Below are 14,180 nucleotides of genomic sequence, written 5' to 3'. Positions count from 1 at the left end.
ATTAACCCACTGAAAATTATCGATAAAACCCACAAAAAAAGCCCGTTAACGAGACGCATGGCTTCAGAGCCGTTTTAGTTAATGCTAAAAATTGTGCTTTCCGGTACTATGCGGCGGTTTTTTCCGCATTACTGAGAGCGATCATGTCCACCACACTGTTTAAAGATTTCACCTTCGAAGCCGCCCACCACCTTCCGCATGTCCCTGAAGGGCATAAATGCGGCCGTCTGCACGGGCATTCGTTCATGGTGCGTCTTGAGATCACCGGTGAAGTTGATCCGCATACCGGTTGGATCATGGATTTTGCCGAGCTGAAGGCGGCGTTTAAGCCGACCTACGATCGTCTGGATCATTACTACCTGAATGATATCCCGGGCCTTGAAAACCCGACCAGCGAAGTGCTGGCGAAATGGATTTGGGATCAGATGAAGCCGCTGGTGCCGCTGCTGAGCGCAGTGATGATCAAAGAGACCTGCACCGCTGGCTGTATCTATCGAGGGGAGTGATCCTCTTCATCACGCCCGTTTAGCGGCATGAACTCATAGAGCACGAGCGCGTTACTTTCCAGTGATTCTGTCATTTGCCAGCCGTCATTAAGCCGTTCATCGCGTAAGGAAAGCGTTGGACGCGCTTTGTGCGCAATCCAGCGCCACATCTCTTCATCAGGCCCGCTGTCGCTGCGTACCCCTTCCAGCAACGGGTAGAGCGCACCATTGTGCCGATCGAACAGATGGCGCCTGATGCGCCACTCGCCGCGCATCCCCTGTAGCTGCAGGTGATATTGCTGTTGAAAACGTTGGATAAAAGCTTCCTCGCTGGAGAGCAGCGGATTGAACACCACCACGTTACGCAGCAGCAGCTGATAGCCCCCCTGATGGCGGAGCAGCAGCACGCTCTTGTCGTTGACGAGCACCTCACCCCGCAGGCGTTGCCACAGCCAGAGCACCCAGTAGATGGGCCGCGGAAGGCCGTGATTATACTGAAGCGCAAGGCTCGATGTATCGAGGGTGTTGTTCGTCCTGGCTTCCCCCTGCAAACCGGAATTCAGCCAGAATCCCGCCAGCCAGACCTGTTCTGAAAGCCCGAGTAAATTTTGCATAAGCAGCGCGCCGCGAAAAAACCAGCCGTTGGTTGCCCGCGTATTCCCGGTAAGGGTATTCCACGAGAGTAACCATACCGGCAGCGTGCGCTGCCGCTGGCGAAGGGCGGCGAGTATTTGGCGGATCTTCAGCACGGGATAGTTTTCAGACGAGGAGAGAAGCGCAGGATCCAGCCGCGCCAGATCGAGCAGCTCGTTGGCATCCGCCTGACAGGCGAGGAAATCGGCCTGGTCCAGAATGCCAGAATGGAACAGCGCGTCGTCGCCGAGTTCAGTACCCACGGGAGAGAAGCGATGCCACACCCCAAACTTTGCCTGTGGAAGGTAGGCCCCGACCGTCGCCCGCTGAGCCTGCCAGGCGTGCTCCTGGGTTTCCGCGCTTGCCTGAGGAGACCAGTGCATCACGACATGCCAGCCTGCGGTAATATCGGGTAAAAATCGGTTAACCGACAGCTGCAAAAAGCGCTTCAGAAGATCGCATCGGGTGGTGACCCCCGTGTGCAGCAGGATCGTCCAGCCTTTTTTTGCTACCCAGGTAAACAGCTGCTGCAGATTGTACCAGCAGGCGTAACCCGCCATATGGGGATCGTCCCATCCCGTGGCGAACAGACGGCTGCTGAGAAAAGGTTCAGCGATATCAATCCCCTCAATTGGGATCGCCTCGTGAAGCGCCTCCAGATGCTGGCGAACATCCTCCCGCAGTAAATCGTCGAGCTCGCGCAGGGTGACGACCAGCCTCGCGCGGCGCAGCGCGGACGAGAGCGGATAAAGCTGCTGCAGATCAACTATTCGCTCCTGACGCGGAGAGTGGGTTAGCGGAGCGGGTTCCCAGCCGCGGTTCTCAGCGCCTCTAAGCAAGCTAAACAGCCTATCCACCGCGATGGGAAAGCGCTGCTCGCCCGTGCCTGCCCGCAGCGGAGACGCATCGGAGCGATGCCGCCTGGCCTTACGAAACTCGCCCGGAGACATATTGTGATAGCGCCGGAACCGATCGGTCATCATACGCGTGCTGGCAAACCCGTGCTCCAGCGCAATCTGATGCAAAGGACGGCTGGTGAGGCGCAGGGCGTCAGCCGCTTTTTCCAGCCGCAGGGCGGTGATGTACTGCATAAAACTGACACCCATCTCTTTTCGAAAGAGGCGGGAGAGCCACGCTTCGGAGACGAACTCACTCGCTGCAATTTCGGCCAGCGTAATGCGCCGGGTATAGCTGGCGTTGATCCGCTCCAGCACGCGGGCAATGCGCTTGCTGACGTCGGCGTGCTGGTCCCGGGGTTTCTGGCGGGCAGGCTGCTGAAAGCGGCCAATCAGCAGCAGCAGGATCTCGCTCAGCCAGCGATTTGCCTCCAGCCTGAAGCGGTGCGGATCGTTCACCAGCGTCACCACCAGAAGCTGACGCAGCAGGTGCCGAAGTTCGTCACACTGCGGCCAGTTTCCACCGGACTCTGTCGGAACCGCGTAGTCATGGGCAAAAAAGTCATTGTACAGCTTGATTACCCACCGCCCGGAGAGAACGACACGAAGCGTCACGTTCGCGCTCTGGCTACTGAACCGCCAGCGCTGATAGCGGTTTATCACCGCAAGACCGTTATTTGACACCGTCTCGCGTCCTGCGGTGGTTTGCAGTTCGGCTTACCCTTCCAGAACCCACAGTATCGTCAGCGAATCACCTTCATCCTGCGTGAGCAGGCGAATGTCTTCAACGACTACCGCAAACTCGTTCCCATGCTGCTCCATTCGGCTCCCCCGCATGGACAAAAAATGATGCGCCATTTTTTGTCATAACTGAATCGTATGAAAAACAATCAGAAAAAAGGCGTCGCTTTACAACAAAAAAGGGCATTTTCCGGCAATGCGATCGACATAAACTCGAAACTAACACCGTTTGGCAGGAAAAGGATAACAAAAATGACACATCCAATTGTTGACGCTCTGCGGGACACCGAAGATCGGTTCACTGAACTTCGTCGCGAATTCCACCGACACCCCGAAATTGGCTTCGAGGAGCACAAAACCAGCGACCGCGTCGCGTCACTCCTTCAACAATGGGGCTATGAGGTCCACCGGGGAATGGCAAAAACAGGGGTGGTTGGCACCCTGAAGGTGGGCAACAGCAGCAAAAGCCTGGGCCTGCGCGCCGACATGGATGCACTGCCAATGCAGGAAAACAGCGGTAAGGCGTGGAGTAGCACCGTCGAGGGAAAATTCCACGGCTGCGGGCACGATGGCCACACCACCACGCTGCTCTATGCCGCAGAATATTTGGCGCGCACCCGCAACTTTAGCGGTACGTTACATCTCATTTTTCAACCTGCGGAAGAGCTGCTGTATGGCGGACGCGTCATGCTGGAGGATGGCCTGTTTGAGCAGTTCCCCTGCGACCATATTTTCGGCTTGCACAATATGCCCTCCCAGCCGCTCGGGAAAATCGGCCTTCGCGATGGCGCCATGATGGCCTCTTCGGATACCGTTCATATTGAAGTCAACGGGGTGGGAGGACACGGCGCCGTTCCGGAACACACCGTCGATGCCACGCTGGTTGCCTGCCACATCACCCTCGCCCTGCAGTCGATTGTGTCGAGGAATATTACCCCGTTCCAGCCGGTCGTCGTGACCGTGGGCAGCATCCAGGCGGGTCATGCTCCGAATATCATCAACGACAAGGTGTTAATGAAGCTGACCGTTCGCACGCTGGATGAAACGGTGCGTCAAACCGTGCTGCAGCGGATCCATGATATCGCCGTGGCGCAGGCTGAGAGCTTCAACGCCACGGCCACGATCCGTCACGTGAACGGGAGTCCGGTGCTAAGGAATAACCCGCAGGCCAATGAAATGGTGCGTACGGTAGCGACCGACCTGTTCGGTCAGGATGCCGTCTCGTCGGTGAATGCCTTTATGGGAAGCGAAGATTTTGCGTTCATGCTCGAGAAAAATCCCAACGGCTGCTACTTCACCCTCGGTGCGGGAGATGAGCCTGAGCGCTGCATGGTGCATAACCCAGGCTATGACTTTAACGACAAGCTTCTCCTCACCGGCGCGGCACTCTGGAGCGCGTTGACAGAACATTATCTGCGTTAATTCTCGCCCACCCCGGAGGCTTGCACGATGAGTACCGTTCCCCTGACAGGCACACCGACCTACGCCGGTAACGATCGGCTGCTGGCCGGTATTGTGATGAGCGTTCTGACGTTCTGGTTATTTGCGCAGTCGGTGATTAACGTTGTCCCGGCAATGAAAAATAGCCTGACTATCTCCCTCGAAACCCTCACGCTGGCGGTCAGCCTCAGCGCCTTGTTCAGCGGCTGTTTTGTCGTTGCCTGCGGGGGATTCGCCGACAAGTTTGGGCGTATGCGCATGACCTATATCGGCCTGATGCTGAGCATCGTCGGAAGCGCCCTGCTTTTCATCTCGTGGGAGCCGGTTCTGTTTCTGCTGGGAAGAGCGATACAGGGGCTGTCAGCGGCCTGCATCATGCCCGCCACGCTGGCGCTGATTAAAACCTGGTATGAAGGAAACGCGCGGCAGCGGGCCATCAGCTTTTGGGTCATTGGTTCATGGGGCGGCAGCGGCCTGAGCGCGTTTGTCGGCGGGACTATTGCCACCACGCTCGGCTGGCGCTGGATTTTTGTTTTTTCCATGCTGGTCGCGGTGGCGGCGCTGCTGCTGATCCGCGGTACGCCGGAAAGCCGAAGCGACGCCGCGAGCTGCCATAAGCTGGATATCAGCGGCCTGGTGAGCTTTGTCTGCATGCTGGTGCTGCTGAACCTATTTATCAGTAAGGGGCACAGCTGGGGCTGGAGCAGCGTTTTATCGCTACTTGTGCTGGGTAGCGCCGCGCTGGCAGCGGTCTTCTTTGTGCTTACCGGGCGACGTAAAGGTGATGTGGCGCTGATTGATTTTGCCCTGTTTAAAAACCGGGCCTACAGCGCGTCGGTATTCTCAAATTTTTTGCTCAACGGCTGCATTGGCACCATGATGATCGCCAGTATCTGGCTGCAGCAAGGACACCATCTTTCGCCGCTACAAACCGGCATCATGACGCTGGGATATCTGGTCACCGTGCTGGCGATGATTCGGGTCGGGGAAAAGCTGCTCCAGCGTTACGGGGCGCGCCTGCCGATGATGACCGGGCCGCTGCTGACCGCAACGGGTATCACGCTGATCTCCTGCACTTTCTTAAGCAAAGAAATCTATATTGTCACCGTTTTTCTCAGCAACATTTTATTTGGCCTGGGGCTGGGGTGTTACGCCACGCCGTCAACGGATACTGCGGTAATGAATGCGCCTGAAAACAAAGTTGGCGTGGCCTCAGGGGTTTACAAGATGGGCAGTTCACTGGGCGGAGCAATGGGGATCGCCGTTACCGCGTCGCTGTATGCGCTGCTGCTGCCGCTGGGAATGGCCAGCGCCGCACAGTATGCGCTACTCTTCAACAGCGCAATTTGTCTAGCTTCGGCGGGAGTCACCTGGGCATTGCTTCCTTCAGAACGGGCCCCGCGATAGGCGGGGCCGCGCAACGATCAGGCGATATTCAGATATTTGTGCGTCTGCATCGACAGGCGCCAGTTGCGCGCAATACATGTTTCAATGCACAGGCGCGTCGCGTCGTCTTTCTGGCTGATAGGCTGCAGGGCAATCACCCGCTGCTTTTCATCCGTCAGCGTGGCCAGCAGTTCATCCAGCGCTTCGATATCACGCACGCGCCCTACCGGGTGCTTAATCTCATCCGCGCGTTCCAGCGCCTGAGACAGCACGTCATACCCGCCGCGCATATTCACTTTTGGCGATACCGTCACCCAGGTCGTGTGTGAACAGCGCACTTCATGGGTGCCGCTGGTCTCAATCTGGCAGCTGTAGCCGTTCTTTTCGAGCAGCTCGGTCAGCGGCGTCAGATCGTGGATGCAGGGTTCACCGCCGGTGATCACCACGTGGCGCGCCGTCCAGCCCTGACGACCAATAATGGCCAGCAGATCTTCTGAACTGCCCGCGCCCCACTTATCGCTCTCTTTGGTTTTCGCCAGAATGCTAAACAGCGACACTTCCCGATCTGCGAGCTTATCCCACGTATGTTTGGTATCACACCAGGCACAGCCAACCGGGCATCCCTGTAAACGAATGAAAATAGCGGGAACGCCGGTAAAGTAACCCTCGCCTTGCAGGGTCTGGAACATCTCGTTAATCGGGTACTGCATAGTCATCTCAGTAAAGGGGATAAACGATAAGTATCGCAGATCCCCGCCGGATGGTCATGCTCCATCGGTGCTTTGCGCGCCAATCGCCGCCATAAAACGCTCGGTAATTTGCTGTGGACGGGTGATCGCGCCGCCGACGACGACCGTATGCGCGCCCAGCGCCAGGCATCTGGCCGCGCGTTCAGGCGTATCCACGTTGCCTTCGGCAATCACGGGAACCGTAACGGCGGCCAGCACGGCCTTCAGGAACGCGCAGTCATTTTCCGGAAGCGAATGGCCCGCCGTTTCCGCCGTATAGCCGTAAAGCGTGGTGCCGACGCAGTCAAAGCCAAGCGCCTGCGCCGTCACGGCTTCGCCCAAGGTGGAAATATCGGCCATCAGCAGTACCGAGGGATAGCGTGAGCGGATGCGCGTGACCAGCGTTTCCAGGGATTCTCCACCGGGACGCTCACGCGCCGTCGCATCAAGCGCAATGATTTCCGGAGAAACGGTCATGAGCTCATCCACCTCTTTCATCGTGGCGGTGATAAACACCTCGCTTTCCGGGTAATCCCGTTTGATGATGCCGATAACAGGCAAAGACACCTGCTGCTTAATGGCCTCGATATCCACTACGCTGTTGGCACGAATGGCTGCGGCTCCGCCCTGCGCCGCCGCCAGCGCCATCCGCGACATAATAAACGGGCTGTGAAGCGGTTCATTTTCCAGCGCCTGACAGGAGACGACCAGTTTTCCCTTCAGGTTATCCAGTACAGTTTTCATTACGATAAGATCTCTTCCACTTCGTTTTTGATAATCGTGACGTGCGGGCCATAAATGACCTGAACACCGTTACCGCGCATGATAACGCCGCGTGCGCCGGTGGCTCTCAGCGCCGCGTCATTCACTTTGCTGCCGTCCTTCACCGTGACGCGAAGCCGCGTGGCGCAGCAGTCCACCTCTTCCAGATTCTCTTTTCCGCCTAATCCCGCGATCACCGCAACGGCGCGCTCGCTCTGCGAGAAGGTCACCTCATTGGCCATCGCCTCCTTTTCCCGACCCGGCGTGGCAAAATCAAAGCGGTTAATCAGGTAGCGGAAGGTGAAGTAGTAAAGGAAGAACCACGGCACGCCCACCAGCGGAACGAACATCCAGTTGGTTTTGGCCTCCCCCTGCAAAATGCCGAACAGCACGAAGTCAATAAAACCGCCGGAGAAGGTTTGCCCGATGGTGATATGCAGCATGTGCGCGAGCATGAACGCCAGCCCGTCAAACAGCGCATGAATGACGTAAAGCACCGGCGCAATAAACAGGAAGGAAAACTCGATAGGCTCGGTAATCCCCGTCAGGAACGAGGTTAGCGCCGCAGAGAGCAGCAGTCCGGCAACGCGCTTTTTGTTCTCCGGTTTTGCCGTGTGGTACATCGCCAGACACGCGCCGAGCAGGCCAAACATCATTGTAATAAAGCGCCCGGACATGAAGCGCGACGTGCCTTCATAGAAATGCTGCGTGTTCGGGTCGGCCAACTGGGCGAAGAAGATCCGCTGTGTGCCCTCAACGAGGTGACCGTTAACAATCTCACTGCCGCCGAGCGCGGTAGTCCAGAACGGCAGATAGAAGATGTGGTGCAAACCAAACGGGCCCAGCATGCGTAAAATAAAGCCGTACAGCAGGGTGCCCAGATAGCCGGTGGCATCAACCAGCCCGCCGAGACCAAAAATCAGCTTCTGGAAATGCGGCCAGACCACGGTCATGAGCGCGCCGACGAGTATCGCCGCCAGCGAGCTGATGATGGGAACAAAGCGCGAGCCGCCAAAAAAGCCCAGGAACTGCGGAAGCGCAATTTTATTAAACCGATGATGGAGCGTGCAGGTCACCAGTCCAATCACCACGCCGCCAAACACGCCGGTTTCCAGCGTCTGGATCCCCAGCGTCATGCCCTGCCCTACAGCGCCCGGATTCTCATGCGCCAGTTTACCGGTGATGATCAGCAGCGCGTTGATGGTGGCATTCATCACCAGAAACGCGAGCAGCGCCGCCAGCCCAGCCGTGCCCTTATCGCTTTTTGCCAGCCCGACGGCGACCCCAACCGCAAACAGCACCGAGAGGTTCGCAAACACGATTGAACCGGCGCTGCTCATGATGGTGAAAATGGCTTGCAGCCAGCCCACATCTAAAAACGGATAAGCCGCCAGCGTATTGGGATTCGATAGCGCGCCGCCTATTCCCAGCAGCAGGCCCGCCGCGGGCAGCACGGCGATAGGCAACATAAAGGATTTACCAAAGCGCTGCGCTTTTTCAAACCATCCCCCCGAAGAAGCACCACTGAACATTTGCATCATGTTTTCATCTCCCCACTAAATGATGAAAATTTTTACCACATAAATATATATAAGTGAAAATTATCATCAATAACCAGGAAGCCGATCATACTTTTTCAAAATGACTGGCATCTTTCCCCTCCTTTCCGCCACACTAGTCGCAGCGAAACACATTAAGGACGTGGCATGTCGGACCATGAAAATCTGCTGCTGAAGCTCCGCCAGGAGGCTTCCGGGTACAGCCCAACGCAACAAAAACTCGGCGAGTTTATCCTCAGCGATCCTGCCCGGGTGCTCTACCTGACGATCACTGAACTGGCGCGCGAGAGCCACACCAGCGAAGCCAGCGTCACGCGCCTTTGCCGGACGCTGGGCTGCAAGGGCTATAACGAATTTAAAATGGCGCTTGCGCTGGATATTCAGCAGGGCCAGCCCGCGCGTCAGGCGGGGGATGAGATTGATAACGTTGTGGATGAGTCGGTGCAGGCCTTGCAGGATACCGCCAGACTCCTCGACCGCGCGCTGCTTGAAAAGGCGGCGCTGGCGCTGCACCAGGCGCAATCCGTGCAGATTTATGGCGTCGCGGCCAGCGCGATCCTCGGAGAGTATCTGCATTACAAGCTGTTGCGGCTGGGCAAACCCGCACAGCTGTTTAGCGATATGCATCGCGCGGCCATGAATGCGACAACGCTTTCGAAAGATACGCTGGTTGTGGCCATCTCCAGTTCGGGTTCAACGCGGGATTTACTCCACGTGGTGAAGCTTGCCCGCAAGCGCGGCGTTAAGGTTCTGGCGCTAAGCAATACGCCCCGCAGCCCGCTGGCGTCCCTGAGCGACATGCAGCTGGTGGCCGCCAAGCCAGAGGGGCCGCTTAGCGCGGGCGCGCTCAATGCTAAGGTCGGGGTCATGCTGCTGGTCGAGCTGCTGACCACGTCCATGATTGCGCTGGATGGTCATTACGGCGACGTTAGTCAACAAACAGCCAGCGCCACGCTTCCCCTTTTGCTCTGAAAATCATTCGCAGGCTAAATAAATCGGCCTGCGACTTATGTTGTCTGATTTGAGTTAAGTGGTATTTAAAACATTTATTCGGTAAATGTTTGGTGTAACAAATTATTATATTTATTACATTTTGAATTACGTTCACCATTCGGCGCAGACCTCATAAAAACATTTAAATTCAGATGTTTAAAATTTAAATTTTAATAGAGTGAATTTTTACCCTTGCGATAGTGTCCAATATCTCCACCTGATTCCCTTTCCTTAAAATAAGCTTAAGACGCCATTGATTTCGGCGTTTTATTATTTAAATGCCGTTTACTTTTGCACGCCTACAATCCGCCTCATCAATCATAATGAGACGGTATTAATGAAGATGTTATTGATTACAGGCGTGACCGGATTTCTGGGCGGTGCAGTTCTTGAAAAAATCCTGACCAGCGATCAACCTGCAAAACTCCTTTTGCTTGCGCGCGCCAGCGATCCGCAGAGCGGGCTGGAGCGCGTGCTGGAGAACATGCGCAAGTTCAACGTTCCCGAGGACAAACTGGCCTCCCTGAAGGTGGATAATATCCTGATTGGCGACCTCAGCCAGCCTGAAGCCTTTCTCAACGATCCCCGTCTGGATCGGGTCACGCACGTGGTTAACTGTGCGGCCGTGGCCTCATTTGGTAATAACCCGCTGATCTGGAAGGTCAACGTTGAAGGTACGCTCGCGCTGGCGCGCCGTATGGAGCAGGTTACAGGACTGCAGCGTTTCCTCCACGTCGGCACCGCAATGTCATGCACGCCGGAGCAGGATTCACTGGTCGCCGAAAGTGCGGAATTCAGAGAGAATGCTGAACACCTGGTGGAATACACGTTTTCGAAGTCAACCATCGAACAGCTGATGCGCCAGGAGTGCCCTGACCTGCCGCTGCTCATCGCCCGTCCGTCCATCGTCGTCGGCCATACCCGTCACGGCTGCACGCCGTCGAGCAGCATTTTCTGGGTCTTTAGCATGGGCCTGATGCTGCAGAAATTTATGTGCTCAATGGAAGACAGGATCGACGTTGTTCCGGTGGATTATTGCGCCGACGCGATGTTAATGCTGCTCAACAGCAACGCTCGTCCGGGAGAAGTGGTACACATTTCTGCGGGAGAAGAGAACAGCGTTCGCTTTGCGGATATCGATCAGGCAATGGCGCAGGCGCTGAAGAAAGCCCCCGTCGGGGATAGATATGCGCAGGTCAGCTACGAAACGCTGGTCAGAATGCGCCGCGAGCTGAAACATATTTTTGGGCCGTGTAACGAACGTCTGATGCTGAAAGCCATGCGTTTATACGGTGCGTTTGCCACGCTTAACGTGCGCTTCAGCAACGATAAGCTGCTGAGCATGGGGATGCCGAAGCCCCCCCGGTTTACGGATTACATCGCCCGCTGCGTGCAAACCACCCAGGGGCTGACCATTCCGGAGCAAATGGCGGTCGATTTTAAATAGCCAAAAAAAATGCCAGTCTTTCGACTGGCATTTTCATTTTAAGGCTTAAGCAATTATGCCTGGCCTTTGATCTCTTTCAGACCGTTGTATGGTGCTTTTTCGCCCAGCGCTTCTTCGATACGAATCAGCTGGTTGTATTTAGCAACACGGTCAGAACGGCTCATAGAACCGGTTTTGATCTGGCCTGCAGCGGTACCCACAGCCAGGTCGGCAATGGTAGCGTCTTCAGTTTCGCCAGAACGGTGAGAGATAACAGCGGTGTAGCCAGCGTCTTTCGCCATTTTGATCGCAGCCAGAGTTTCGGTCAGAGAACCGATCTGGTTGAATTTGATCAGGATGGAGTTAACGATGCCTTTCTCGATGCCTTCTTTCAGGATCTTGGTGTTGGTTACGAACAGGTCGTCACCAACCAGCTGGATTTTGTCGCCCAGTACTTTAGTCTGGTATGCGAAGCCAGCCCAGTCAGACTCGTCCAGACCGTCTTCGATAGATACGATTGGGTACTGTTTGGTCAGGTCTTCCAGGAAGTGAGTGAACTCTTCGGAGGTGAACGCTTTGTTGCCTTCGCCAGCCAGAACGTATTTACCGTCTTTGTAGAATTCAGATGCTGCACAGTCCATCGCCAGGGTGATGTCTTTGCCCAGCTCGTAGCCAGCAGCTTTTACTGCTTCTGCGATAACGGCCAGCGCTTCTGCGTTAGAACCCAGGTTTGGCGCATAGCCACCTTCGTCACCAACAGCAGTGTTCATACCTTTAGCTTTCAGAACTTTAGCCAGGTTGTGGAACACTTCAGAACCCATACGTACCGCTTCTTTCAGGGATTTCGCGCCAACTGGCTGAATCATGAATTCCTGAATATCAACGTTGTTGTCTGCGTGCTCACCACCGTTGATGATGTTCATCATTGGTACAGGCATGGAGTATTTGCCTGGGGTGCCGTTCAGTTCAGCGATGTGCTCGAACAGTGGCATACCTTTCGCAGCAGCAGCCGCTTTGGCGTTTGCCAGAGAAACTGCCAGGATTGCGTTCGCACCGAAGTTAGATTTGTTTTCAGTACCGTCCAGATCGATCATGATCTTGTCGATGCCAGCCTGGTCTTTGGCGTCTTTGCCAAGGATTGCCTGAGCAATAGGACCGTTTACAGCGCCAACCGCTTTCAGTACGCCTTTGCCCAGGAAGCGGGATTTGTCGCCATCGCGCAGTTCCAGCGCTTCGCGAGAACCAGTAGAAGCACCTGATGGAGCAGCAGCCATACCAACGAAACCACCTTCCAGGTGAACTTCGGCTTCAACGGTCGGGTTACCACGGGAGTCGATGATTTCACGACCGATGACTTTAACGATTTTGGACATTAGATTTTCCTCAGTACAAGTTAAACTAAAACTCCAGACAAACAACGCGTACCAAAGGTACGCGTTGCCGTTCTAACTTTTTTTACTTCGCCTGACGCTTCTGGTAGTCGCTGGCGGCCTTCACGAAGCCTGCAAACAGCGGATGCCCGTCACGTGGCGTTGAAGTAAATTCCGGGTGGAACTGGCAGGCGACAAACCACGGATGGTTTGGCACTTCAATGATCTCGACTAACTGATCATCCCCGGAGCGGCCCGCAACACGCAGGCCCGCGGCTTCAATAGGTTTCAACAACATGTTGTTGACTTCATAGCGGTGACGATGGCGCTCGGTGATGACCGGCTCGCCGTACAGCTTGCGAACCACGCTATCGTCAGACAGCTGGCAGGCCTGTGCGCCAAGACGCATGGTGCCACCCAGATCGCTCTTCTCGGTACGGACTTCGACGTTACCTTCTTCGTCACGCCATTCAGTGATAAGCGCCACAACAGGGTACTTACAGTCTGGCACAAATTCCGTAGAGTTCGCGTTTTCCATTCCCGCTACGTTGCGCGCAAATTCGATCAGCGCAACCTGCATACCCAGACAGATGCCGAGGTATGGAATATTGTTTTCACGCGCATAGCGCGCGGTGGCGATCTTGCCTTCAACACCACGGTAGCCGAAGCCGCCAGGGATGAGGATAGCATCCAGATCTTTCAGGATTTCAACGCCACGCGTTTCAACATCCTGCGAATCAATCAGCTTGATGTTCACGGAAACACGGTTCTTCAGACCACCGTGTTTCAGCGCTTCGATCACTGACTTATAGGCATCCGGCAGTTCAATGTACTTGCCGACCATACCGATAGTCACTTCGCCTGCCGGGTTGGCTTCTTCATAAATAACCTGTTCCCATTCAGACAGGTTCGCTTCCGGACAGTTCAAGCTGAATCGTTTACAAATATAATCGTCCAGGCCCTGAGATTTCAACAGGCCCGGGATTTTATAAATGGAATCGACATCTTTCATTGAAATAACGGCTTTTTCAGGCACGTTACAGAACAATGCAATTTTCGCACGTTCGTTCGCCGGAACCGCGCGATCGGAGCGGCAAACCAGGATATCTGGCTGAATACCAATAGAGAGCAGCTCTTTCACAGAGTGCTGAGTCGGCTTGGTTTTCACTTCACCTGCGGCGGCCATGTACGGCACCAGAGTCAGGTGCATGAACAGCGCGTGCTCACGGCCGATATCTACCGCCAGCTGACGAATCGCTTCCAGGAATGGCAGGGATTCGATATCACCCACGGTACCGCCGATTTCAACCAGCACCACGTCGTGGCCTTCGCCACCCGCAACAATGCGTTCTTTGATTGCGTTAGTGATGTGCGGGATAACCTGAACGGTTGCACCCAGGTAGTCACCACGGCGCTCTTTACGCAGAACGTCGGAGTAGATGCGGCCAGTCGTGAAGTTGTTACGACGGGTCATTTTGGTGCGGATGAAACGCTCGTAGTGGCCAAGATCCAGATCGGTTTCAGCGCCGTCTTCAGTAACGAACACTTCCCCGTGTTGGATTGGGCTCATGGTGCCAGGATCGACGTTGATGTACGGATCCAGTTTCATCATGGTCACATTGAGGCCACGGGCTTCAAGAATGGCTGCGAGGGAGGCTGCGGCAATGCCTTTACCCAGAGAGGATACGACCCCGCCGGTCACAAAAATATAGTTCGTTGTCATGCTGAACCTGAGAAGTTAGGGTGAAACGATGGAATAAC

General features: G+C 55.4%; 10 protein-coding genes and 1 pseudogene. 5 read left to right on the top strand and 6 right to left on the bottom strand.

From position 1 onward, the window contains the following. Nucleotides 1–143: 143 nt before the first annotated feature. The gene (gene queD, locus AC1VYI_RS06405) at nucleotides 144–506 is read left to right on the top strand and encodes a 6-carboxytetrahydropterin synthase QueD (protein ID WP_023309002.1); all 363 of its coding nucleotides are present in this window, start codon (nucleotides 144–146) and stop codon (nucleotides 504–506) included. On the opposite strand, the pseudogene AC1VYI_RS06400 reads toward queD, so the two are convergent. Continuing rightward, nucleotides 491–2,836, bottom strand: a pseudogene (locus AC1VYI_RS06400) (helix-turn-helix transcriptional regulator). The gene queD and the pseudogene AC1VYI_RS06400 sit on opposite strands and share 16 nt — an antisense overlap. 171 nt (nucleotides 2,837–3,007) lie before the next feature. On the opposite strand from AC1VYI_RS06400, the gene AC1VYI_RS06395 reads away from it, so the two are divergent. Together AC1VYI_RS06395 and AC1VYI_RS06390 are read left to right on the top strand one after the other, a co-directional pair. After that, complete coding sequence (locus AC1VYI_RS06395) at nucleotides 3,008–4,177, top strand: M20 aminoacylase family protein (RefSeq protein WP_045355771.1); 1,170 nt, start codon at nucleotides 3,008–3,010, stop codon at nucleotides 4,175–4,177. Nucleotides 4,178–4,204: 27 nt separating this feature from the next. Beyond that, a complete protein-coding gene (locus tag AC1VYI_RS06390; RefSeq protein ID WP_134867211.1) occupies nucleotides 4,205–5,602 on the top strand; it encodes an MFS transporter in 1,398 nt (465 codons plus the stop codon). Nucleotides 5,603–5,619: 17 nt separating this feature from the next. Here the strand turns inward: AC1VYI_RS06390 and queE are convergent, their stop codons facing one another. Genes queE through AC1VYI_RS06375 form a run of 3 tightly spaced genes read right to left on the bottom strand, consistent with a single transcriptional unit; the run spans nucleotide 5,620 to nucleotide 8,612 of the window. Then, nucleotides 5,620–6,291, bottom strand: a complete 672-nt coding sequence (queE, locus tag AC1VYI_RS06385; RefSeq protein WP_023333236.1) for a 7-carboxy-7-deazaguanine synthase QueE — start codon at nucleotides 6,289–6,291, stop codon at nucleotides 5,620–5,622. Nucleotides 6,292–6,345: 54 nt separating this feature from the next. Further along, a complete protein-coding gene (locus AC1VYI_RS06380; RefSeq protein WP_023309007.1) occupies nucleotides 6,346–7,053 on the bottom strand; it encodes an N-acetylmannosamine-6-phosphate 2-epimerase in 708 nt (235 codons plus the stop codon). After that, nucleotides 7,053–8,612, bottom strand: a complete 1,560-nt coding sequence (locus AC1VYI_RS06375; RefSeq protein WP_134867210.1) for a PTS transporter subunit EIIC — start codon at nucleotides 8,610–8,612, stop codon at nucleotides 7,053–7,055. Before AC1VYI_RS06375 ends, AC1VYI_RS06380 begins: the two co-directional genes overlap by 1 nt. A 165-nt stretch (nucleotides 8,613–8,777) precedes the next feature. Between AC1VYI_RS06375 and AC1VYI_RS06370 the strand changes: the two genes are divergently transcribed. Next, the gene (locus AC1VYI_RS06370; RefSeq protein WP_134867209.1) at nucleotides 8,778–9,602 is read left to right on the top strand and encodes a MurR/RpiR family transcriptional regulator; all 825 of its coding nucleotides are present in this window, start codon (nucleotides 8,778–8,780) and stop codon (nucleotides 9,600–9,602) included. Nucleotides 9,603–9,960: 358 nt separating this feature from the next. Next, nucleotides 9,961–11,070, top strand: coding sequence for an SDR family oxidoreductase (locus AC1VYI_RS06365; protein ID WP_134867208.1), 1,110 nt, complete (start codon nucleotides 9,961–9,963; stop codon nucleotides 11,068–11,070). A gap of 53 nt (nucleotides 11,071–11,123) precedes the next feature. Here AC1VYI_RS06365 and eno read toward each other — a convergent pair whose 3' ends face one another. Next, nucleotides 11,124–12,422 (bottom strand): phosphopyruvate hydratase, encoded by a 1,299-nt coding sequence (eno, locus tag AC1VYI_RS06360; protein WP_023309012.1) that lies wholly within the window; start codon nucleotides 12,420–12,422, stop codon nucleotides 11,124–11,126. Nucleotides 12,423–12,504: 82 nt separating this feature from the next. After that, complete coding sequence (gene pyrG, locus AC1VYI_RS06355; protein ID WP_023309013.1) at nucleotides 12,505–14,142, bottom strand: glutamine hydrolyzing CTP synthase; 1,638 nt, start codon at nucleotides 14,140–14,142, stop codon at nucleotides 12,505–12,507. Between the last annotated feature and the right edge of the window lie 38 nt (nucleotides 14,143–14,180).

It is taken from the genome of Enterobacter sp. QK-SA4 (assembly GCF_056856775.1).
The sequence above is the reverse complement of the archived record's forward strand: the minus strand, read 5'-3'. Positions and strand labels throughout refer to the sequence as shown.

Coding starts and splice junctions, on each gene's coding strand:
- AC1VYI_RS06365 (WP_134867208.1), top strand. CDS start 9,961: ATGAAGATGTTATTGATTACAGGCGTGACCGGATTTCTGGGCGGTGCA.
- AC1VYI_RS06390 (WP_134867211.1), top strand. CDS start 4,205: ATGAGTACCGTTCCCCTGACAGGCACACCGACCTACGCCGGTAACGAT.
- AC1VYI_RS06370 (WP_134867209.1), top strand. CDS start 8,778: ATGTCGGACCATGAAAATCTGCTGCTGAAGCTCCGCCAGGAGGCTTCC.
- queD (WP_023309002.1), top strand. CDS start 144: ATGTCCACCACACTGTTTAAAGATTTCACCTTCGAAGCCGCCCACCAC.
- AC1VYI_RS06375 (WP_134867210.1), bottom strand. CDS start 8,612: ATGATGCAAATGTTCAGTGGTGCTTCTTCGGGGGGATGGTTTGAAAAA.
- eno (WP_023309012.1), bottom strand. CDS start 12,422: ATGTCCAAAATCGTTAAAGTCATCGGTCGTGAAATCATCGACTCCCGT.
- AC1VYI_RS06380 (WP_023309007.1), bottom strand. CDS start 7,053: ATGAAAACTGTACTGGATAACCTGAAGGGAAAACTGGTCGTCTCCTGT.
- AC1VYI_RS06395 (WP_045355771.1), top strand. CDS start 3,008: ATGACACATCCAATTGTTGACGCTCTGCGGGACACCGAAGATCGGTTC.
- queE (WP_023333236.1), bottom strand. CDS start 6,291: ATGCAGTACCCGATTAACGAGATGTTCCAGACCCTGCAAGGCGAGGGT.
- pyrG (WP_023309013.1), bottom strand. CDS start 14,142: ATGACAACGAACTATATTTTTGTGACCGGCGGGGTCGTATCCTCTCTG.